The organism is Bacteroides sp. AF20-13LB (assembly GCF_003603065.1).
Classification (GTDB): domain Bacteria; phylum Bacteroidota; class Bacteroidia; order Bacteroidales; family Bacteroidaceae; genus Bacteroides; species Bacteroides uniformis.
Window position 1 is genome coordinate 13,243 of the sequence record NZ_QTMH01000014.1, and the last position, 22,669, is coordinate 35,911.

The 22,669-nt window shown below is 46.6% G+C and carries 22 protein-coding genes and 1 pseudogene; 18 read left to right on the forward strand and 5 right to left on the reverse strand.

The window, feature by feature from the left end; translation table 11 throughout:
* Positions 1-74 precede the first annotated feature (74 nt).
* A complete protein-coding gene (locus DWX62_RS16840) occupies positions 75-737 on the forward strand; it encodes a response regulator transcription factor (protein WP_005826511.1) in 663 nt (220 codons plus the stop codon).
* Here the strand turns inward: DWX62_RS16840 and mnmA are convergent.
* Together mnmA and DWX62_RS16850 are read right to left on the reverse strand one after the other, a co-directional pair.
* Positions 728-1,792, reverse strand: a complete 1,065-nt coding sequence (gene mnmA / locus DWX62_RS16845) for a tRNA 2-thiouridine(34) synthase MnmA (protein ID WP_005835905.1) — start codon at positions 1,790-1,792, stop codon at positions 728-730. The genes DWX62_RS16840 and mnmA overlap by 10 nt on opposite strands.
* A gap of 22 nt (positions 1,793-1,814) precedes the next feature.
* Positions 1,815-3,101, reverse strand: a complete 1,287-nt coding sequence (locus DWX62_RS16850) for an O-acetylhomoserine aminocarboxypropyltransferase/cysteine synthase family protein (RefSeq protein WP_120173031.1) — start codon at positions 3,099-3,101, stop codon at positions 1,815-1,817.
* 184 nt (positions 3,102-3,285) lie between these two features.
* On the opposite strand from DWX62_RS16850, the gene DWX62_RS16855 reads away from it, so the two are divergent.
* A complete protein-coding gene (locus DWX62_RS16855) occupies positions 3,286-4,707 on the forward strand; it encodes a S41 family peptidase (RefSeq protein ID WP_120173032.1) in 1,422 nt (473 codons plus the stop codon).
* A 13-nt stretch (positions 4,708-4,720) separates the two neighbouring features.
* Positions 4,721-5,626 (forward strand): DUF4595 domain-containing protein, encoded by a 906-nt coding sequence (locus tag DWX62_RS16860; protein ID WP_009036641.1) that lies wholly within the window; start codon positions 4,721-4,723, stop codon positions 5,624-5,626.
* An 8-nt stretch (positions 5,627-5,634) separates the two neighbouring features.
* Here DWX62_RS16860 and DWX62_RS16865 read toward each other — a convergent pair whose 3' ends face one another.
* A complete protein-coding gene (locus tag DWX62_RS16865) occupies positions 5,635-6,447 on the reverse strand; it encodes an alpha/beta hydrolase family protein (RefSeq protein WP_016273304.1) in 813 nt (270 codons plus the stop codon).
* 94 nt (positions 6,448-6,541) lie between these two features.
* On the opposite strand from DWX62_RS16865, the gene DWX62_RS16870 reads away from it, so the two are divergent.
* From DWX62_RS16870 to aat, 12 genes are all read left to right on the forward strand, one after another.
* Positions 6,542-7,834 carry a hemolysin family protein gene (locus DWX62_RS16870; protein WP_005826501.1) on the forward strand — a complete coding sequence of 431 codons (1,293 nt, stop codon included), beginning with the start codon at positions 6,542-6,544 and terminating at the stop codon, positions 7,832-7,834.
* Between the two features lie 44 nt (positions 7,835-7,878).
* Positions 7,879-8,358, forward strand: a complete 480-nt coding sequence (locus DWX62_RS16875) for a copper resistance protein NlpE N-terminal domain-containing protein (protein WP_005826499.1) — start codon at positions 7,879-7,881, stop codon at positions 8,356-8,358.
* 160 nt (positions 8,359-8,518) lie between these two features.
* Positions 8,519-8,953 carry a DUF6078 family protein gene (locus DWX62_RS16880; RefSeq protein ID WP_008663796.1) on the forward strand — a complete coding sequence of 145 codons (435 nt, stop codon included), beginning with the start codon at positions 8,519-8,521 and terminating at the stop codon, positions 8,951-8,953.
* Positions 8,954-9,479: 526 nt separating this feature from the next.
* A complete protein-coding gene (locus DWX62_RS16890) occupies positions 9,480-10,553 on the forward strand; it encodes a PDDEXK nuclease domain-containing protein (protein WP_005826489.1) in 1,074 nt (357 codons plus the stop codon).
* 117 nt (positions 10,554-10,670) lie between these two features.
* Positions 10,671-11,771 (forward strand): LPO_1073/Vpar_1526 family protein, encoded by a 1,101-nt coding sequence (locus DWX62_RS16895; protein ID WP_005826488.1) that lies wholly within the window; start codon positions 10,671-10,673, stop codon positions 11,769-11,771.
* Positions 11,768-11,998 carry a hypothetical protein gene (locus DWX62_RS16900; RefSeq protein ID WP_005826487.1) on the forward strand — a complete coding sequence of 77 codons (231 nt, stop codon included), beginning with the start codon at positions 11,768-11,770 and terminating at the stop codon, positions 11,996-11,998. The genes DWX62_RS16895 and DWX62_RS16900 overlap by 4 nt, the downstream gene beginning before the upstream one ends.
* Positions 11,999-12,068: 70 nt before the next feature.
* Entirely contained in the window at positions 12,069-12,215 is a 147-nt protein-coding gene (locus DWX62_RS22045; RefSeq protein WP_005826486.1) for a hypothetical protein, read from the forward strand.
* A gap of 14 nt (positions 12,216-12,229) precedes the next feature.
* The gene (locus DWX62_RS16905) at positions 12,230-13,087 is read left to right on the forward strand and encodes an SDR family oxidoreductase (RefSeq protein WP_005826485.1); all 858 of its coding nucleotides are present in this window, start codon (positions 12,230-12,232) and stop codon (positions 13,085-13,087) included.
* Positions 13,088-13,129: 42 nt separating this feature from the next.
* A complete protein-coding gene (locus tag DWX62_RS16910; RefSeq protein ID WP_117589507.1) occupies positions 13,130-13,819 on the forward strand; it encodes a glycine zipper family protein in 690 nt (229 codons plus the stop codon).
* A gap of 32 nt (positions 13,820-13,851) precedes the next feature.
* Positions 13,852-14,163 carry an ATP-dependent Clp protease adaptor ClpS gene (locus DWX62_RS16915; RefSeq protein WP_005826483.1) on the forward strand — a complete coding sequence of 104 codons (312 nt, stop codon included), beginning with the start codon at positions 13,852-13,854 and terminating at the stop codon, positions 14,161-14,163.
* Positions 14,164-14,178: 15 nt separating this feature from the next.
* Positions 14,179-16,419 (forward strand): AAA family ATPase, encoded by a 2,241-nt coding sequence (locus DWX62_RS16920; RefSeq protein ID WP_119979476.1) that lies wholly within the window; start codon positions 14,179-14,181, stop codon positions 16,417-16,419.
* A 4-nt stretch (positions 16,420-16,423) separates the two neighbouring features.
* The gene (gene aat, locus DWX62_RS16925) at positions 16,424-17,074 is read left to right on the forward strand and encodes a leucyl/phenylalanyl-tRNA--protein transferase (protein WP_008663806.1); all 651 of its coding nucleotides are present in this window, start codon (positions 16,424-16,426) and stop codon (positions 17,072-17,074) included.
* 90 nt (positions 17,075-17,164) lie between these two features.
* On the opposite strand, the gene DWX62_RS16930 is transcribed toward aat, so the two are convergent.
* Together DWX62_RS16930 and DWX62_RS16935 are read right to left on the reverse strand one after the other, a co-directional pair.
* Positions 17,165-18,022: an MBL fold metallo-hydrolase gene (locus DWX62_RS16930; RefSeq protein WP_005826480.1), complete on the reverse strand. Its 858-nt coding sequence runs from the start codon at positions 18,020-18,022 to the stop codon at positions 17,165-17,167.
* 58 nt (positions 18,023-18,080) lie between these two features.
* Positions 18,081-19,677: pseudogene (locus tag DWX62_RS16935) on the reverse strand (HAMP domain-containing sensor histidine kinase).
* Positions 19,678-20,128: 451 nt separating this feature from the next.
* Between DWX62_RS16935 and DWX62_RS16950 the strand changes: the two are divergent.
* From DWX62_RS16950 to DWX62_RS16960, 3 genes are read left to right on the forward strand one after another with little or no spacing between them, the layout of a single operon-like run.
* The gene (locus DWX62_RS16950) at positions 20,129-21,757 is read left to right on the forward strand and encodes an RluA family pseudouridine synthase (protein WP_165859026.1); all 1,629 of its coding nucleotides are present in this window, start codon (positions 20,129-20,131) and stop codon (positions 21,755-21,757) included.
* A 38-nt stretch (positions 21,758-21,795) separates the two neighbouring features.
* Complete coding sequence (locus DWX62_RS16955; RefSeq protein ID WP_035449481.1) at positions 21,796-22,266, forward strand: GNAT family N-acetyltransferase; 471 nt, start codon at positions 21,796-21,798, stop codon at positions 22,264-22,266.
* A 12-nt stretch (positions 22,267-22,278) separates the two neighbouring features.
* Positions 22,279-22,668, forward strand: a complete 390-nt coding sequence (locus tag DWX62_RS16960) for a VOC family protein (RefSeq protein ID WP_120173033.1) — start codon at positions 22,279-22,281, stop codon at positions 22,666-22,668.
* Position 22,669: the final 1 nt, after the last annotated feature.

Below are 22,669 nucleotides of genomic sequence, written 5' to 3' on the forward strand. Positions count from 1 at the left end.
TATATATTCCCACTCCGCCACAAATCACACTAAAAAGTGTACATTTGTAGCGGAGTTTTTTATATACCAATGTCATGAGAGAATTTATCATTGCAGACAATCAAGATATCACCAAAGCAGGCATGATGTTCCTATTGGGCAGACAGAAAGACACCTCCCTGCTGCTGGAAGCCGACAACAAGGCAGAACTGATACAGCAACTACGCCTGCATCCCACCGCCGTTGTCATTCTGGACTATACCCTTTTTGATTTTTCGGGAGCCGAAGAGCTAATGGTACTTCACGAACGCTTCAAGGAAGCCGATTGGCTACTCTTTTCCGACGAATTGAGCCTACCGTTCCTGCGCCAGGTATTGTTCAGCAGCATGGCATTCGGCGTAGCGCTGAAGGATAATTCCAAAGAAGAGATACTGACCGCACTACAATGCGCCTCACGCAAGGAGCGATTCATCTGTAATCACGTCAGTAACCTGCTGCTCGCAGGCAACGGTTCCTCCTCCCCCACTCATCCTACCATCAAAGATGATTTACTGACTACTGCCGAACGGAGCATCCTAAAAGAGATAGCCCTGGGGAAAACAACCAAAGAAATAGCTGCCGAACGAAACCTCAGCTTCCATACGGTAAACAGCCACCGGAAGAATATCTTCCGGAAACTGGGTGTAAACAATGCGCACGAAGCCACCAAATATGCCATGAAGGCAGGCATCGTAGACTTGGTGGAATATTATATATAAATCTCCCCGCTCCCGACACACAGCCGGGCATCAGCATCATACACCACTCCGAACTGGCCCGGAGCAATGCCTTGCAGCTTTTCTTCCGAAACAATGCGGTAACCCTCCGCCTCCTTTTGCAACCTGCCTTTGACAAACTCCGGCGTATGGCGTATCTTGAAAGTCACCTCCACCTCTTCCTGCGCTCCCTTCCAGGGATTATCCGTAATGAAATGAAAATCGTACATACGGAATTCATAGCCGTATTGCAATGCCGTATCACATCCGCGGGACACGTAAATCACATTCTCCTCCACATCCTTGCGGACAACAAACCACGGTCCTCCACCCAACCCCAATCCTTTACGCTGGCCGATGGTATGAAACCAATAGCCCCGATGCTTGCCCAACTTTCTACCCGTTTCCAACTCCACAATATCCCCTTCCCTTTCGCCAAGGAAACGGCGCACAAAATCATTATAATCAATCTTTCCCAGAAAGCAGATGCCCTGACTGTCACGACGTCTGGCGCTGGGCAATCCGGCACGCAGGGCTATGTCACGAACCTCATTCTTCATCAGTCTGCCCAATGGAAACATCAGTTTGGAAACTTGCAGATAATCTATCTGTGCCAGAAAGTCGGTCTGGTCTTTCACGGAATCGGCAGCGGTACCGAGCCATGTCTTTCCATCCCTCAACACCGTAGTGGCGTAGTGCCCGGTTGCCGTGATATCGAAATCCTTCCCCACACGTTGCTCAAAGCACCCGAACTTTATCAGCTTGTTGCACATCACATCCGGATTGGGAGTCAAGCCACGTCTTATTTTATCAATGGCATAAGCCGCCACCTGGTCCCAATACTCCCGGTGCAGGTCCACTACTTCCAACGATAATCCATAACGCCGGGCAATGGCAGAAGCCATCTCCATATCCTCTTCCGCAGAGCAGTCCATATAATCGGCATCGTCCCTCCCTATTTTGATATAAAATAGAGAAGGACGGTAACCTTGTTCGCAAAGGAGATGTACCACCACGGAGCTGTCTACACCTCCCGACAATAATACAGCAATATTCATTCTATCGTATACTGTTATTCTTTTAAATTCTGTCAAATGCCTGGGACAAGTCGTCCAGCAAATCATCGATATGTTCTGTCCCGATGGAGAGGCGGACCGTGCCCGGTTTGATGCCTTGTTCTTCCAATTCCCGTGCACTCAATTGGGAATGGGTAGTGGTGGCAGGATGGATAACCAGGGATTTCACATCAGCCACATTGGCAAGCAACGAGAATATCTGTAAACTGTCAATAAACGCCTGCGCTTCCTTCACACCGCCCCGCACCTCAAACGTAAAGATAGAACCGCCTCCATTCGGAAAGTATTTCCCGTAAAGCGCGTGGTCAGGATACTCGGGCAGGGACGGGTGGTTCACGGCAACCACTTTGGGATGCTTCTTCAAGAATTCAACCACTTTCAAGGCATTCTCCACATGACGTTCCACGCGAAGCGACAACGTCTCCAATCCTTGCAACAGAATGAAAGCATTGAAAGGACTGATTGTGGCACCGGTATCACGCAACAATACGGCACGGATACGGATGGCATAGGCAGCAGGACCGGCAGCGTCGACGAAACGTACTCCATGATAACTCGGGTCCGGTTCCGTCAGTTGGGGAAACTTCCCCGAGGCCACCCAGTCGAACTTGCCGCTATCTACAATAACACCACCCAAGGACGTACCATGCCCTCCGATGAACTTCGTTGCCGAATGGACTACAATATCTGCCCCATGCTCTATGGGACGAATCAAGTAAGGAGTACCGAAGGTGTTATCTATAATCAGAGGAATCCGGTGACGGTGTGCTATTTCAGCAACGGCATCAATGTCAATGATGTTGCAATTCGGATTTCCCAGCGTTTCAATGAATACTGCCTTGGTATTCTCCTGAATCGCTTTCTCGAAATTGTCCAGATTGCCCGGGTCCACAAAAGTAGTGGTAACCCCGTAGGCAGGCAATGTGTGGGCCAGCAGATTATACGTTCCGCCGTAGATGGTCTTAGCTGCCACGATATGGTCGCCTGCACGGGTGATATTCTCAAAGGCATAAGTGATGGCTGCCGCACCCGAGGCTACGGCCAATCCGGCAACACCGCCTTCCAGAGCCGCCACACGTTTCTCGAACACATCCTGGGTGGAATTCGTCAACCGCCCGTAAATATTCCCCGGGTCCTGCAAGCCAAAGCGGGCTGCCGCATGGGCCGAATTACGAAATACATACGAAGTTGTCTGATAGATAGGTACGGCGCGGGCATCAGTTGCCGGGTCGGGTTGTTCTTGTCCAACGTGAAGTTGTAGAGTCTCAAAGTGCAATTTCTTTGTTTCCATTGTCGTTTGTATTTTAGGTGAATAAACCGTTTCTCATTCGGATGTTGCAAAGATAGAGCGATAAGCCGGGGCAGACAATGACACAGATTAGGGAATTTTATACCACAATTGTGGTAGATAAGCAAGCAATTTTCTATCTTTAGATAAGATAGACTGCATTTCGGCAAAACTTTTTCATGCAAGCATGAAAGTTCTGCACTCAATTTGCACTATCTTTGCCCCCATGAAAGCAAGAAATATACTGATACTCATATTGGGAACCCTGATTCTTCCCATTTATCTGACTTCCTGCGGGGTGGACCGCTGGAAAGAGTATGCCGGACAGACCCAGACAGACCGCTGGATTGACGATACCATGCGTGTGTGGTACTATTGGGTAGACGCTATCCCCCATACCAACGACTTGAACTATTTTCAAGCCCCTTTCACTTTCTTTGCCTCGCTCAAATCCGAAGAAGACAAATTCTCCACCATCGACAGTCTGGTCAGCATCACCACTACCCGCAGCATCCCCTATACGGATTACAGCTACGGATTCCAGTTCACTACCAACCAGATAGAAGTAGAAGGAGAAGAGAATGCCATTGTTGCACAGATTCTTTACGTTGCCGACGGAAGCCCGGCCTCGGAAATCGGGCTAAAACGGGGTGACTGGATTATGAAGATGGACGGGAACTTTATTACTGAACAGAATTATAAGAAACTGTATGGAAGTAGTGCCATGGAACTTACAGTAGGTTATTACGACGTGGAGAAAAATGCCATCGTTGCTTACGACAAACCCAGACAGATAGCATCGGCGCGTCCCGTCAACGACAACCCGGTGCACTATAAGAATGTATATACATCAGGCAGCAAGAAAATAGGTTATCTGGTCTACAACCACTTCAGTTCCGGCCCCACGGACAACAGTAATGAATATGACAACGACCTGCGCAGCGCATTCCAATATTTCGCATCACAGCAAGTCAACGAATTCATCCTTGACTTGCGCTACAACAACGGTGGATTACTGAGTTGCGCAGAATTGCTGTGTACCATGCTTGCACCTTCCTCCACCTTGGGACAAGAGTTGGGGTACCTGGAATTCAACAACCGCTTCAATCCGCAGATAGTACCGTTCACCCTGAATTCCGGACTCATCGGAAACGGAGCAAACCTAAACCTGAATACTCTCTACGTACTTACCAGCAGCCAGACTGCCTCCGCCTCCGAAATGGTGATTAACTGCCTCGACCCGTATATGGATGTTGTCATAATCGGCGGTACTACCGTAGGCAAGAATGTAGGTTCCAGGAATTTCTCCAGCCCCGAACTGATGATAACGATGAATCCCATCGTCTGCAAGATATACAATTCGGAAGGGAAATCTGATTATGAATCCGGATTCCAACCGGCCTACTCGGGATATGTAGTGAATGAGATGAGCGACATGTCACGTTTCCTGCCCTTTGGAGATACCAACGAAGCCTTATTGAGCACTGCACTCGGCGCCATCGACGGAAGCATACAACCGCCCGCACAAGAAGATACCCGTTCTTTAAGAGTGACCACTCTCGCAAACTCCATTGAACGTCGGGCAAGCCATGCCGTACGCATCAAATAAAAAGACAAATAGGATGAAACTAAACAGAAGAGTTACAATCATCACCCGATTTTCGGGAATCATGTTCAGCCTGCTGTTGCTCGGCGGACTGGCAGCTTGCAGCGATGATAACAATGGCAGTGATACGCCAGAACCGGAGCCGTCAACCTACCCCACCACTCCTTTCTCCAAAATCGAACTCAAAGAAGTGATAGAGAGCGATGCGCAACCGGTTACTGCCACCCACACCTACCTTTACAACAGTGCAGGCAGGCTGACCAGCTACACCGGCAAACAGAGCTTTACAGCAGGAGACGAACTCTTCGAGATAGAGAATACCACTACTGTCGAATACAAGGACCATCAAGCCGTGATAACCGACGAAGCAGGTACAGTATCAACCTACACGCTGAATGACAAAGGTTATGCCACCACTTGTACCAGTCAGGATATGGCAGGAAATACCCGTACTTACACCTTCTCCTACCTCATCAACACCGAAGACAAATACTATCTGGAAAACATCACAGAAAAGCTGGACGACGGAAAAGAATACTCATTCATTACAATAGACTACAGCAACTTCCGGGCATTGCGCATACAGCAAAAGGTTGACACTTTTGAGCACAACAGTACGGCTACCACACCATCAGACAATGAAATTGCAAATATCTCCGAAATACCAAGCCTATTCATTACGGACATGTATCCGCTTTCCATGCATGCGGTTGCCATATACGGGAAGATATTGGGAGAACCTGCAAACTATCTGATTACCCAACTCATCCCGGACAGCAACGGAGAAAGTGAAGAGACCACCACCTATACTTATACGTTAGATAACCGGGGTATCGTCACTTCCTGCCATGCAGTCGTCAGGCATATAAGGAACGGCTACGAGCAGGACTACACACGCACCGTGAACTATACCATCGAATAATAAGTTACTTACTTCTTAAAGAACTTGTCGAAGAAAAGGACGTGATAGTCTATGGAGTTGTTCCAATACGTTCCGGTATGTCCACCGGGACGGGTGATGAAGTCATGGTCTATCTTCCTTGCCAGCAGCCGGTTGTGCAAGTCCTTGTTCACTTCAAGAAAGAAATCGGCCTCACCGCAGTCGATGATTAGCGCCAAGTCTCCATTTACAATCTTATCCAGCTGGTTGACCACCGTATGCGCATCCCAAGATGCCTTGTTGGCAGCAAACTCTCCCAACTGCTTGTTCATTTCCCAATTCTGGGGGAACGGCCGTATATCCACTCCTCCACTCATACTGCCCGCCGCACCGAACACATCCTTATGGCGGATAGCACTCCACAAAGCACCGTGGCCGCCCATACTCAATCCACTGATGGCACGCGCCTTTCTATCGGGAATGGTAGCATAGTTCCCGTCTGTATACTTCACCAATTCCGAGGTGACAAAAGTCTCATAACGGTAGGCAGGATTCTCCGGACTGTCCCAATACCAACTGTTCTTGCCGTCCGGACATACAAATATGATTCCTTTCTCATCCGCCATCTGCGGCAATTCCGGCTTCAGCTGCACCCAGCTCCGCGCATTGCCGCCATAACCGTGCAACAGATAAACCACCGGACAAGCCTGCTTGCCGATAGCCTTATCAGGCAATACATACACAACTTTTACATCCTTATTCATGGCTGCACTTCTCACCAACACCGTGTCTACACGTGCCGCCTGCAACATTACGGCAAACAGACACCACAAAAGCCCCAAGGCAATAATTCTTTTTTTCATCTATTTATTGTTTATTTTTTCTAATGGATGGCAATATTAACAATAAATACTGAAAAATCATTATCTTTGCCTCACAAACTATTCAAAATCCACTATGGAGTTTATTATCATTCTACTTTTACTTATTCTGAACGGCATTTTTGCCATGTATGAAATCGCTTTAGTCTCCTCAAGTAAAGCACGCCTTGAAACTCTTGTCGGAAAAGGGAACAAAAGAGCCAAAGGAGTATTGAAACAACTGGAAGAACCCGAAAAATTCCTCTCCACCATCCAAATCGGTATTACTCTTATCGGTATCGTATCCGGTGCCTATGGTGGTGCCACCATCGCTGATGACGTAGAACCGCTGTTCGCCCTCATTCCGGGAGTAGCCGCCTATGCCAAGACTCTCGCCATGATTACCGTAGTAGCCATCATCACCTATCTGTCGCTCATCATAGGCGAACTGGTGCCCAAGTCCATCGCCTTGAACAACCCGGAACGATGGGCCACCATGCTCAGCCCCTTCATGATTGTGCTGACCAAGATTTCCTATCCGTTTGTATGCCTGCTGAGCGCTTCCACCAAACTGATGAACAAACTCATCGGACTGAACAGCGGCGAAGAACGCCAAATGACACAAGACGAACTGAAGATGATTCTGCACCAAAGCTCGGAACAAGGCGTCATCGACAAAGACGAAACGGAAATGTTGCGTGACGTGTTCCGCTTCTCGGACAAAAGAGCGAATGACCTGATGACCTATCGCCGCGACATCGTCGTGCTCCATCCCACAGACACACCGGAAGAGGTGCTGCGTATCATCCACGAAGAACACTTCAGCAAATATCTCCTGGTGGAGCGGGGAAAGGACGAGATTATCGGTGTGGTTTCCGTAAAGGACATCATCTTGATGATGGGCGGCGAACAACCCTTCAACTTACGTAGTATTGCACGCCCTGCTTTGTTTATTCCGGAAAGTTTGTATGCAAAGAAAGTTTTAGAGCTGTTTAAGAAGAACAAAAACAAGTTCGGAGTTGTTGTAGACGAGTATGGAAATACAGAAGGTATCATCACCCTGCACGATTTGACGGAAAGTATCTTCGGAGACATCCTCGAAGAGAATGAAACGGAAGAAGAGGAAATCGTTGTTCGTCAAGACGGTTCCATGCTGGTGGAAGCTTCCATGAATCTGGATGACTTTATGGAGGCGATGGGCATTATGAACTATGATGACCTGAAAGAAGAAGACTTCACCACCTTGAGCGGTCTTGCCATGTTCTTGATAGGACGGGTGCCGAAAGCCGGAGACTTGTTCAGCTACAAAAACCTGGACTTCGAAGTGGTGGATATGGACCGCGGACGGGTGGACAAGCTGCTCGTCATCAAGAAAGAAGAAGATGAATAACAAACGCTATTGCGTCTTTATAATTAACTTAAACCATTAAAGCAATGAAAAAAGTAATGATGATTGCAGCCCTTGCCGCTGCATTGGTATCCTGCCAATCAAAAGGAACTCAGAACAATGACGCCGTCGCCATGGACGAAAGTGTAATGGCTGTTACCGGCAATGACTCGTCTGCCGTAGCCGTATACGAAGGAATCCTTCCCGCCGCCGACGGTCCGGGCATCCAGTATGTATTGAGCGTAGACAGTGTAGGTCCCGACGGAGAAAGCGGCTACACGCTGGTAACAACTTATCTGGATGCCGAAGGCCCCGGAAAGAACAAGAGCTTTACTTCCAAAGGAAAGAAAGAAGTTATCCAGAAAGACGTCGACAACAAGAAGAAAACAGCCATCAAGCTGACCCCGAACGACGGGGACACTCCGGTGTACTTCGTAGTAGTGAACGACACAACCCTGCGCCTTGTCAACGACAGCCTGCAGGAAGCTGTGAGTGACTTGAATTATGACATCATCCAGGTGAAATAGTCCATCCATACTTATAAGAAAGAACGGTACAGCCGGAATTACTGAATTCAGTGGTTCCGGCTGCTGTTTTTTCAATGAGGGGGCATTTCAAACAAGAGAACAGAAGGCTATATCAAAAAGTTAGTGCTATCTTTGTCGCTTCATCAAAGTATATATAAACATGAAACATTCTTCCGAGAAACCTTTAGCACCTGCCAACTACTCACGCTGTTTCAACAACCAATGCCCGAAAGCCGACAACTGCCTGCATCGCTTAGCCGCCCTTCGCGATACCCCCGAGTACCCGTCCATCCGCATCATCAATCCACTGTGTATTCCAGAGGATAGCAGCCAATGCGCCTATTTCCAATCGACACAAAAGATACATGTTGCATGGGGAATCAGCCACTTGCTCGATGAAGTTCCCTACAAGAATCTCCAACCTCTGAAAAGCCAGTTGATAGCCCATTTCGGCCGCGGAAAATACTACCGCTTCTACCGGGAAGAATCTTACCTTTCCCCCGAAGACCAGAACTATATCCGCAGAACTTTCCACCAATACAACATTCCGGGAGAACCGGCTTTCGACTCTTACAGCGAGGAATACAAATGGTAGAAAGGTAATCTTCAGCCCCCTTTTCATGTCATTTTATCACTGAAAATATAGATAACACTTTAGTTCACAACGGTGAACACTTTGTTACAACAGTAAGAAACAAAGTGTTCACATACTATGAAACAAACTGTTCGCACTCAATAAAACAAACTGTTTTCTTTAACGGAACAAACTGTTTCCTACTAATGAAACAAACTGTTCTCCATATTGAAACAAACCGTTCTCCTTAGGGAAACAGACGGATTCCCTTTTGAAGCCCTACAAGGGGAATAATTATCGCCTGCGAAAATATAGGAGGAAATACAGCGACATAGTGCGATACCTATTCTCTGCAAAACGGGTGAACGTGTTCGGAAGGATATTGCAGCAACACGGGATGAGGTAAAGGAAAGAGAGGGGGAGATGGTATATTGTGTGGTAAAAGTGGAGAGGTAGAAAAGACGGAAAGGATTACAGTTGAAATAAATTCTTTTTCTTAACTTTGTGAAATAGAAACATCGAATATGACGATGAAGAAAATAAAAATATGAAAACAGCACTATCTATAAATCAACCGTTCAAGGATTGGGTAAACCACCTAAAACAAGACATTCGTAGTGCACAGATTAAAGCGGCTGTACGCGTGAACAGCGAACTGCTTCACCTTTACTGGCAACTGGGGGCAGAAATTATAGAACGGCAGAAAGAAATGACTTGGGGAAGCGGATTTCTCGAAGAGTTGAGTCGTGAGCTGATGGCAGAATTTCCTGATATGAAAGGGTTCTCATATAGAAACATACGCAGTATAAAGCAGTGGTATCTATTTTATAATGAGCCATATACAATTTGGCAACAAGTTGTTTCCAAATTAGGTGAAGAGAAATTTTTCTCCATCCCTTGGGGGCATCATCTCTATATCATCTCCCAATGCAAGGAAGTGGATAAGGCTCTATTCTATCTGAATGAAACTGTAGAAAACGGCTGGAGTCGTGCCGTTTTGCTCAACTTTCTTGATACCAATCTCTATGAGCGGCAAGGCAAAGCGGTAAACAATTTCAGTCGTCTGCTACCAAAACCGCAAAGTGACCTAGCTCTACAGACACTCAAAGACCCCTATAACTTCGATTTCCTGACCATTACCAAAGATTTTCAAGAATTAGAGTTAGAAAAGGTTTTGACACAGAATATCACTCGTTTTCTGCTTGAATTGGGTAAAGGATTTGCATTCGTAGGACGTCAAATGCCTTTGGAAGTAGGCGATGAAACAATCTATCCCGACTTGCTTTTTTACCACTTGGAACTGCGTTGTTATTGCGTAATCGAGCTAAAAGTGCAGAAGTTCAAACCTGAATTTATAGGTCAACTCGGTACTTATATCAGTGCCGTAAACCATCTAAAATGTAAACCTGGCGATACCCCCACCATCGGCTTGCTTATCTGCAAGACAAAAAACCAAGTAATGGCGCAATATGCACTGGAATCAACAAATCAGCCTATCGGCATATCAGAGTATGAGCTGTCTAAGCTGATTCCCGAAGATATTAAAAGTCAACTGCCTTCGATTGAGGAAATAGAGGAACAAGTAAAGAGAATTCAAGGAAAAAAGAAGGAAGAGAGATGAAGGTTATCTTGTATCAATATAGTGAACTTATTCGGAGAAAAGATAAGTCTATTGGTGAAGCATGTGAATATACCACATGACTCAATAGAGTAAAAAAAAAATCAAAAACAACTGAATATGTTAGACAACAATAAAATACAGTACATTGGAAAGATTGAGAACTCTAATAATGTAGTTATTATCAATGGAAATCTAACAATTGATGGGCAAATCTCTAAAGACCTCCAGACCTCTTGCCTCGAAATCCTACGGACAGACTTTGATAAATACACTACCACAGCCATAGAACAAGCTAAACAAGAAATTGAAGAGTGTATAAAAAGTATTCTTGAAAAGCTAGCAAAAGAACAACAAAAACACCTGACTGAAAGGTTCCAGTCTTTATCTATGCAAGCCTTTTTACATGATACCCTAATTGAATATATTTCCACAGAAGATAAAAGAGCAAAAGAGTTTATTATAGACGTTTTAATTGACAGACTAAATTTTCAAAACATATCAACAGAAAAAGCCATATTAAACGAAGCGATAAAACTTATACCTAACCTAAATGCATCAACATCTGCTTTGATTACCTTCATGATGCTTAGACAGCAGATGGTCAATCCTTCTATTTCATTTATGCTGGAACTGTTTTTCAAACAACTCTCCCCCATTGTTGACATAGCTTACAATATTAAGACCATTGATATCGAGTATATAATTCAAAGAAATGCTACCATGAATATTTCTGGTTTTTATCCGATAGATACTTTTGAGAATCATTTACTGAAACAATATGATTTATTCTTCAGGCAAAAAATAGACAGACGTTTTTTAGAGGACTTCAAATCAATTCATCCCGAAATTATGAATGCAGTAAACGATATGGGAAGTTGTATGTTTTGTACGTCTCACGAAGAAGACACACTTTCTTTTACAGAGGTAAACAGTGATCTTTTCTATAAAAAATTAAAAGTTAGAGAACAAGAATATCTTATTCCTTTGATTGAAGAGTTTAAAAAGGAAATGCCACCGTTTACAGCCACAGAAGTCAGAAACTATTTTTGTAATTTAAATAAGAACTGGGAGCAAGTATTCAATCTACTAAATAGTTCTACATTAACAAGATTAAGTTTAAGTATCTTAGGATTATATATTGGAACAAAAATCATAGGGAAACTCACTCATTCATCACCGTTATCCATATCTAACTTTAATAAATACATACAAATATGAGCAATCCAGTAGAATTCATACAAAATAATAAAGAGTGGTTAGTTCCCATCATTATAGCCATTTTGACAGCTCTAATTACAGAAATATGTAACTTATTTCGTAAAAGTGGGAAAAGCCACAAACAAAAAGTAGGAAAAATCAGTAAAAGCCATCATATAACTCTCATTAATGGAGAGGTGAATCACCACATTGAAAAAAATAATATGACAAAAGGAAAGAAAACATAATGCTACCCCTATAGCCTTTTCAATACTTTCTCTACCTTTGTAACATTAAACCAAATAAAGTCAAAATGACATGAAGAAACAGATTGCTATACTGACCACCTCCCTGCTCATATTGAACGGATGCGGTTACGTACCCGCCATCGGACAATACCTAAAACAGAACGGACTGGCAGTAGTCATCGGGTACGAAGTGACACACGCCGTAGTTAAACAATAAAACCGGAAACATATATGGCCGATAATTATCTTGAAAATCAGTACGAGCAATACCAGGCACGCAAAGCAGCTTGGGAGAAAGCGAAAAAATCCGGCAAGGTACAAACGCTACATAAGCCGACACTTCCCCTCAAAAAAGGCGGAAAGAAAGTTTTCGTGACCGGAGGTGCCGGGGGGATTGGCAAAGCCATTGTAGAAGCCTTCTGCAAGCTTAATTACCAAGTAGCCTTTTGTGACAAGAATGAACTGGAAGGACAACAAACCGCCCAAGCCACCGGAGCACAATTTCACCCCGTCGACCTAAACAGCAAAGAAGCATTGGAACTTTGCCTGCAAAATATTTTCAAGGAATGGGGGGATATTGACATCATTATAAACAATGCCGGCATCAGTGAATTCTCTCCCATCACAGAAACGAGTGTGGAGACGTTCGATAAAATATTGTCTGTGAATTTACGTCCGGTATTCATTACTTCACATGCGTTGGCAGTACACCGCAAAAGTCAAAACAGCACGAATACCTACGGAAGAATCATTAATCTCTGTTCTACCCGCTATCTGATGAGTGAACCGGGCAGTGAAGGATATGCAGCTTCCAAAGGAGGTATCTATTCATTGACGCATGCGTTGGCTTTATCGCTTGCAGAGTGGCACATCACGGTCAACTCCATCTCTCCGGGCTGGATTCAGACACACGATTATGAACAATTACGGGCAGAAGACCATTCACAACATCCCTCCGGACGGGTTGGCAAACCGGAAGATATTGCCCGTATGTGCCTATTCCTATGTCAAGACGAAAACGACTTCATCAATGGCGAAAACATCACCATTGACGGAGGCATGACCAAAAAGATGATTTATCGGGAATAGCCCTTTTATAAAACAATCTGCCCAACATAATAATTATAGGATATGAACATGAAAAAGTCTTTTATAGGAATCCTGGCAGCAACCATCATCCTCAGCGGATGCGGCACAAGCCAGATGGCTGTAGGCGACCCTAACGCAGTGCTCGCAGGAGCTGCCATCGGAAGTAATGTAGGCGGTGCCATCGGCGGCTTGATAGGAGACAGCAACGGAGGCTGGCGAGGAGGATACCGGGGTTCCGCCATCGGCACCATCATAGGAACCATTGCGGGAGCTGCCATTGCCAATGCAGCCACAGCCCCCAAAAAGCAGGAGGAGTACAGCTACCGGATAGAAAGGACACAGCCCTATCCCCCGCAATCCGGAAGACAGCCGCAAGCATCGGCCATCGACCACTTGAGGATACGGAATATACGTTTCATTGACGACAGCCGCAACCACGTCATCAATTCGGGCGAAAACTGTAAAGTGATTTTTGAAATCATGAACGAAGGAAACAAAACAGCCTACAACGTAGTGCCGGTGGTGGCGGAAACCACGGGCATGAAGCGCATTTACATATCACCGTCGGTCATGATAGAGCAAATAACTCCGCACAACGGTGTGAAATACACCGCCAACATCAGTGCCGGAGAACGGATAAAGACGGGTAACGTCACCATACGCATAGCCATAGCCGACGAGTATGGGGACGAATATGACTGGCAGGAGTTTTCGTTGCCCACACAACGGTAGAACAATGTCTTAACAGTAGTTTTTAAAAAGAAATGGAACAACAGCAATCTTCTTTCAAAGAAAAAGAACGCATAGAATTACGGGAACCCCGACGCTTCAAAGTCACCATCTACAATGATGACTTCACCACCATGGAGTTTGTGGTAAAAGTACTCACCACCGTCTTTTACAAATCATCGGCAGAAGCGGAAACACTGATGCTGCAGGTGCACAAGAGCAACTCCGCGGTAGTGGGCATCTACTCATACGACATCGCCCACTCCAAAGTACAGAAAGCCACCCGCATGGCACGCAATGAAGGTTTCCCCCTCCGGCTCACCGTCACCCCGGAGGAAGAAGAATAAGAAGAAAGAAACAATATGGATATAAAAAATACGATATTCGTAAACCAAGCATTCGCTTCCGCACAAAGAAAGGCCGAGTCTTACCGGCACGAGTTCATCATGCCCGAACATCTGCTGAGCGCCATTATAGAGCAGGAACCCTTTATCCACACCCTGCAAGATACCTTCTACAATTATGTGGAGCTCAGCATCTCGCTGGAAAACTATCTGACGGAAGAAGTGGACACTGTCCCCGACAATGTGGAATACGAGTTGGGACTTTCCGTCCAGCTCAGCTCACTCCTGCAACATGCCTATACGGTGACAGAGTATTCCAGCGCCGAAGAGCTGGATGTTCCTCATCTGATACAAGGCTTGCTGCAACTGGAAGATTCCTGGGCATGCCATTTCCTGAAGGAAGCAGTCGGCGGCGACCTGCCCGAATTCCTCAGCCTGCTCATCACCCACTACGAAGAAGCGGAGCTGGCAGAAGAAGCAGGCGGTACGCCATCTCCCGATGAACAAGAGAAAACAGAACCGTGGCGTAACTACGTGACCTGCCTCAACGACCATCTGGCAGGCCACAACCCGCTTATCGGCAGGGAGATGGAGTTGGAGCGAACCATACAAGTGCTCTGCCGCAAAGAAAAGAACAACCCGTTGCATGTGGGCGAACCCGGTGTAGGCAAAACAGCCCTTGCCTATGGGCTTGCCGCCCGTATCGAAGCGGGCAACGTCCCCGAACGGCTTGCCGGCTTCCGCATTTATGAGCTGGACTTGGGCAGTCTACTGGCAGGCACACAATATCGCGGCGATTTCGAGAAGCGGCTGAAAAGTATCATGGAAGGCATCGGTCGTGAGGGAAATGCCATCGTCTACATCGACGAGATACACAACCTGATAGGCGCCGGACGCACGGGTGAAGGCTCCATGGATGCCTCCAACATGCTGAAACCCTATCTGGAAACCGGGGCAATACGTTTCATCGGCTCTACCACCTACGACGAGTACAACCGCTACTTCGCACGCAGCAAGGGACTGGTACGCCGCTTCCAGCAGATAGACATACTGGAACCGAGCATTGAAGAAGCCATACATATCGTAGAAGGCCTGAAAGAGAAATACGAAACCTACCACGGCGTCACCTACGAGCCCGACGTCATCCCCTACGCCGTAAAGGCAAGCGCCCGCTACATCAGCGACCGTTTCCTGCCCGACAAAGCCATCGACCTGGTGGACGAAGCAGGAGCTTACCGGGAAATACATCCCACAGACTCCGGAGAACAGACCGTGGACAAGGCACTGATAACCGACATACTGGCACGTACCTGCAAAGTCAATGCCCTCGCCATGAAAGAGGACGACACCACCGCCTTGGAAAGCCTGCACGAACGCATCAGCTCCCGCATCTACGGGCAGGAAGAAGCCGTCCGTCAGGTGGTGGAAGCTGTGCAAATGTCCAAAGCCGGACTGCTGGACGAAAACAAACCGCTGGCAAGCCTGCTCTTTGTAGGCCCCACCGGAGTAGGAAAGACCGAAGTTGCCAAAGTGCTCGCCGCCGAGCTGGGCATCGCCCTGCAACGTTTTGACATGAGCGAATATATCGAAAAGCATACCGTAGCCAAACTGATTGGCTCGCCTGCCGGCTACGTGGGTTACGAGGACGGCGGCCTGCTGACCGACGCCATACGCAAGACCCCAAACTGCGTGCTACTGCTCGATGAGATAGAAAAAGCCCATCCCGACGTATTCAACATCCTGCTGCAAGTAATGGATTATGCCGTACTGACTGACAACAAAGGACGGAAAGCCGACTGCCGACACGTGGTCCTCATCATGACCTCCAATGCCGGAGCACAATATGCCCGCCAAGCGTCCATCGGCTTCAACAGTCAGGTCACCGCCGGAGAAGCCATGCTGAAACAAGTCAAGAAAACCTTTAAGCCCGAATTCATCAACCGCCTCTCTGCCACGGTGGTCTTCCATGACATGGACCGCCCGATGGCATCACTTATCCTCGACAAGAAACTCGGAGAACTAGGCAGCAAGCTGTCTTCCCGCCAGGTGGAAATGGTATTGAGCCAGGAAGCACACGAATGGCTGCTCCAACGGGGTTTTATTCCCGAATACGGCGCCCGGGAGATGGACCGCGTGATAGCCGCCCACTTGAAACCCTTGCTGATGCGCGAAATTCTGTTCGGTACATTGAAGGCAGGAGGAAAAGTCCGCGTGCAAGTGGAAAACGGAGCATTGAAACTACAACCCGCAACCGAATAACGATATGGTCTTTCAACTGACGGATAAACTTGCTTTCCCCGACCCTCACTACGGCGACCCCGACGGGTTGCTCGCTGTGGGCGGTGACCTATCCATTGACCGCCTCATCCTGGCGTACTCCAACGGCATCTTCCCCTGGTACGCATTTCGGGAAGAACTGATACAATGGTGGTGCCCGATGGACCGTTTCGTCATCTTTCCGGACGAAATCCATATCTCCCACTCCATGCGTACGCTCATCAACAAAGGAAAGTACGAAATCACCTTCAACGAAGCTTTCCAAGACATCATACAAACCTGCGGAGAATTGCGGATGGAACAAGAAGGAGCCTGGCTCGGAACGAAGATGATGGAAGCCTATACGCACCTGCACGAACAAGGATTCGCCGCCAGCGTGGAAGTATGGGAAGAAGAGCAATTGGTAGGTGGGCTGTACGGAGTGACCCTGGGACGTTGTTTCTTTGGAGAGAGCATGTTCTCACTTGTTCCCAGCGCCTCGAAGCTGGCCCTCATCCATCTGGCCCAATTCTTCAGGGAACATGGAGGCGTCATGATAGATTGCCAGTTCGAAACCCCTCACCTCAAAACAATGGGAGGCAGGCACATCAGTTACGACGAATATATGACATACATCGAACAAGACTGCCGCTTCTAAAAGTAAAAAGGAATAACGAGGGGCTCAGAACTATCCGCGCCTAAATATAGCATAATGAAAGTACTCATATACTTTTGACACTCTCCCATTCTATTTGAAGGCCGGAGCAGGAAGATGCATACCTGCCATCGTCAATTGGTTGTCCTTGGCATATTGGAGGAAATACTTGCGTGCTTTCACGGCAGCTTCCTTATCCATATCATAGGAAGCGCAGTATTCCGGATGCTCCAACTGAAGGGCCGCACCATGGATGAGGTCACCAATCACCAGTAACTTGCCACTCTGGAAAACCGTATGACCGGGAGTATGACCGACTGCCTCCATGGCAACCACATTACCCGGCAAGGTATCGCCAAACTCAAACAGATGCAGCCGTTCCTTATAGGCATCCATCGTCTTTACGACCTGCGCCTTCCTTTCGGCAGGCATTGCCATCCAGGCATCATATTCCACTTTTGATGCGTACACTTCGGCATTCGGGAAGACTACACTGTCTCCCTTCATCATTCCACCGATATGGTCGCCATGGAAATGGGTAAGATACAGATATCCAATATCTGCCGGAGAGATACCCAAAGATTGTAATCCGGGCAACAGACGACTGCCGGGAGCTCCCATTCCCGTATCAAAAAGGATACGGATACCATTCGTATCTACCAGGAAGGTGCTCATGGAAGAAGGAATACCGCCTTGAAGCGACAAACTTTCCATCAATTCATCGCTTGCATCCGGGAAAATCGTTCTCGGCATCAAATGCTCACCAGCATTATCCTGAATCCAAGTGGCCTGCACTCCCTCCAGTTGCAAGGTCTTTACGCCACTGCATGTTACACCGACACTATCCATACTTACATCTTCATTTGTTTGTTTCTTTGTCCTGCTGCCGCAACCCGCCATCAGCAATGCTGCTGACACAACAACCAGGCACGTCCATGTCTTGTTTTTCATCGGTACAGAGTTTTTTATCCATAAATATTGAAGTTCGCACAAATATAGGCAAATAAAATCATTCGGCACACGGATGCCTGAACCAAAAACGGCTGCCGACTCCCAATTCCGACTCAGTACCGATAGTCCCGCCAAGATGCTCAATGATACTTTTACAGATGGACAAGCCTAAACCCGTGCCCTTCGCAAAGGTATTAAGCTTTACAAAGCGGTCGAACACAGTAGCCACGGCATCCGGAGCAATACCCATACCGGTGTCCGTCACAGAAAACTCTATCTGACCGGTACCTTCCACCGGATGATATTCCAAAAGGATCTGCCCTTCACTGGTGAACTTCAAAGCGTTGTTTATAAAATTGGTGACCACCTGCATCAGACGTTTCTTGTCGGTATAGATACGGTAATCGGGCAAGTCGGGAGCCAACAGAACCGGTACAGCCTTGTCTTCCTTTATATCATAGTTGCGCATCACGTCCTTACAGAAGTCACTGACATCCACATACCCCATATTATAATCAAGTGTTCCCGCTTCTATCTTTGCCAAATCCAGAATGTCGGATATCAGTTGCAAGAGCAGTTCCGTATTCTCCTGCATGATGGCAAGGTATTCCTGGCGTTCTTCCCTATCGTCCAGTTCGGCAATGATGCTTGCAAAACCGACAATGGAATTGAGCGGAGTACGGATTTCATGACTCATATTGGCCAGGAAAGCAGACTTCAAGCGGTCCAGATGTTCTGCCTTATCCTTGGCGACCCGCAATTCCTCCTCTATCTTTTTCTGATGATCGATATCCACACTGGTAATGACATGCGCCATCTGCCCGTCCACCCAAGCAAAGGCTGCACTGAACACGCGAAACCAACACTTGTCAAATGGCCGTTGATAATCCCACGAATAGACTTTGGTGGGGTGTCCGTTTTCATCTATCAAATGCCTCTTTGGGCAGAACTCACACTCCCCCGTCTTGTCCGAGTAGAGGGCCTCCCAGCATTTTTTCCCCCAGAAATGCTCGATACCGCCATATGGTTCCACCATAGACCTATTGGCATACAACATATCGTGGGAATCGAAAGAGTTGACGTAAATATCAACGCCCATATTATTCATGATACTGCCTAATGTATTGCTGGCCCTCACTTCCCTTTCCTTATATTCCCTGACCGTAATTTCCTTAGAGAACGAGCCCAGCAAGAGATGAATGATTTGCAACTCCTCTTCCGTGAGATAGGTCTCTTCCTCCCTGCCTGCAAAACCTATGAATCCGATGATTTTACCCTCAGTATCTTCAAAATGCCTGATTAACAAAGAATCCTCACCGTAGAAATCAAGAATGTCAATATCGTCCCATGAAGCATCCGCATTTCTGTTTCCATAGAAAGGTTTATCCCGAGCTTTCATAGCATCGACATGCTCCTTTTTTCAACTCTCCCATATCGAAACGGGGTTTCATAGTCCCACCTTCATTTCCAATCGTTTCTTTCAATAAGAAATAACGGAATCCGTCAGTCTGATAGATAAACCCTTTCGTAAAGTCATAGTAGTTGCAGAAATCGGTCAACGATTCAATAACTTTCCTTTCATTGGGTTCATTGCTATTCAACCGTTCTAAAAAATGAAGCAAGAATATGTTTAATTTCTCTTTGTTTTTGCCCATATAATCTTTTGAAAAACTTTAAGGCGCTAATATACAACTTTTTAAAGAGAAATAAGTTTCTTTTATATATCCAGGAAGTTTAAAAAACAACCATTCCCCAATAAAACAAAAAAGGCAATAACTTAATTTATTTTACAAGTATCACTAAGGCAAAAGCTCTTCATCCGTATTCATACGACAGCATAACATCTAAAGTATACAAAAAGAAGTCTATGGAAGAAGAAAATATCCGAGACAGATTAATAGTCATTTTTTAAGGATAACAGAGTTGCCAATTTATCAAAAACAAAGTTAATTCACACATATATACATATTTGTATAAACGGAGAATAAGTAAAACTTTCCCAAAGATGTTTTTTTCTTCATAAGCGCTACAACCTATATACAACGAAATAAAGATTTGCAGTACAAACGGTCTGTTATGAGAGAAATATAGTATCTTTGCAACATCATGTTGCACCGTTTTACTACTTCCATAACCGACATTCCGCTTCCGGAAAGGTTCACCTATCCTTTCTGCTATACTCCGCACCCATTATGTATATTGGCAGCCAAAGAAGTACAAAGCTATCTTACCCGACAAACTGCATGGAAGGACGAACTGCGCCAAGGCAAAATGTTCGGGGTACTGATTGTACAAACCGAGCATGGAGAAACCGGATATTTAGCTGCATTCTCAGGCATATTGGCCGGAAAGAACCTACATCCCTTTTTTGTTCCTCCCGTATATGACTTGCTACAGCCACAAGGCTTTTTCAAGATAGAAGAAGAGAACATCTCTTCCATCAACCGCAACATCCGGCAACTGGAAAATGACAAAGCATATGCCGCCTTATCAGCAGAGCTTGCCCGGACCATTCAGTCAGCAGAAAACATACTGGCAACAGCCAAAGCACAGTTGAAAGAAGCCAAAACAGCCAGAGAACAGCGCAGAAAAGAAAAAGAACTCAATGCGCAGGAAGAAGCCGAACTGATACGGGAAAGCCAGTTCCAAAAGGCAGAATATAAACGCCTGGAACGTTCATGGAAAGCAAGGATTACCACACTGCAAACGCAGACAGAAGACTGGGAAAGACGGATTTCAGCATTGAAGTCTGAACGTAAAACCCGCTCTGCAGCATTGCAGCAAAAGCTATTCGAACAGTTCGGGATGCTGAATTACCGGGGAGAAGTCAAGAATCTCTGTGAGATATTCGGGCAGACCGTGCACAAGACACCTCCTGCCGGTGCGGGTGAATGTGCGGCCCCCAAACTGCTGCAACAAGCTTATCTGCACGGATGGAAACCTATTGCCATGGCCGAATTCTGGTGGGGTGATTCCCCCAAGACAGAGATACGCCATCACGGCCACTATTATCCGGCTTGCAAAGGAAAGTGCGAACCTATACTGCAACACATGCTGCAAGGTCTACAAGTAGAGGAAAACCCCATGTTGAAAAGAATGCAGGTACCCTCCAAGAATCTGGAGATTGTTTATGAGGACCCATGGCTTTCGGTCATCAACAAACCGGCAGGAATGCTGTCTGTTCCCGGCAAGGAAGATGCAGTCTCCGTCTATAGCCTGATGCGTGAGCAATATCCCGAAGCTGACAGTCCCCTGACGGTACATCGTCTCGACATGGCCACTTCCGGTTTAATGCTCATTGCCAAGACCAAGCGTGTACACCAGAACCTGCAGGCCCAGTTCAAGAACCGCCTGGTCAGGAAACGTTATGTCGCATTGCTCGAGGGTATTGTCCCAAAGGACAAAGGTACGGTCGACCTCCCGCTTTGCCTGAATCCACTTGACCGCCCACGGCAAATGGTACACACCGAACACGGGAAGCCCGCCATCACCGATTATCAAGTTCTGGAACGTCTGGACGGGAAACGGACCCGTATCGTTTTCTATCCGCGCACGGGAAGAACCCATCAGCTACGTATACATGCAGCACACCCGCTTGGCTTGCACTGCCCCATCATCGGTGATGAACTTTACGGGGAGAAAGCAGACCGGCTTTATCTGCATGCCGAATACTTAGAATTTACCCACCCTATAACGGGAGAAACCGTAAGGATTACCAAAGAAGCCGAATTCTGACTGTCTACTGATTAATAACCAGCAAAGTAATGCAATAAATGATGATACTCCGACCTACCCCACAAGATTATGACGAACTGTTGACCGTCTGGGAAGCCTCTGTCCGCAGCACACACCACTTCCTGGCAGAAAAGGATATACAGTTTTACAAACCGCTGATAAGAGAGCAGTACTTTCTTGCCGTAGAGCTTTACATCATCCGCAACGAAAAAGAAGAAATTGCCGCCTTTATGGGACTGAGCGATGAACTCATCGAGATGTTGTTTGTCCGTCCTGACCAACAAGGTAAGGGATACGGAAAACGGCTCATGGAGTACGCCGTCCACCAAAAACACATCCACAAAGTGGATGTAAACGAGCAGAACGGACAAGCTTGCCGATTTTACCAACATATGGGATTCCAAGTGGCCGGCTGGGACGAAACCGACCCGACGGGAAAGCCTTTCCCTATTCTGCACCTGCAATTACCAACCCCACCACAGATTACTCAGATTGAACACAGATTATAATTTAGCAAACTTATGAAGATACATCACATCGCCATCTGGACCTTCCGACTGGAAGAGATGAAAGAGTTCTACACACGTTACTTCAACGGGAGCAGCAATGAAAAGTACATCAACCCCCAAAAAGGATTCGAATCTTATTTCCTTCACTTCGATGAAGGAACGGATTTGGAACTGATGAGCCGTACGGACAGACAGAATACCCCTATTGAGGAAAACAGACTGGGACTGACCCACTTTGCCTTTGCCTTCGACAGCCAGGAAGCTGTCCTCCGACAGACAGAACGGCTACATACAGCGGGATATACCATCGCAGGAGAGCCCCGTACCTCCGGCGACGGATATTTTGAAAGTGTCGTCCTCGACCCGGACGGTAACCGTATAGAATGTGTATTCAGGGCATAGT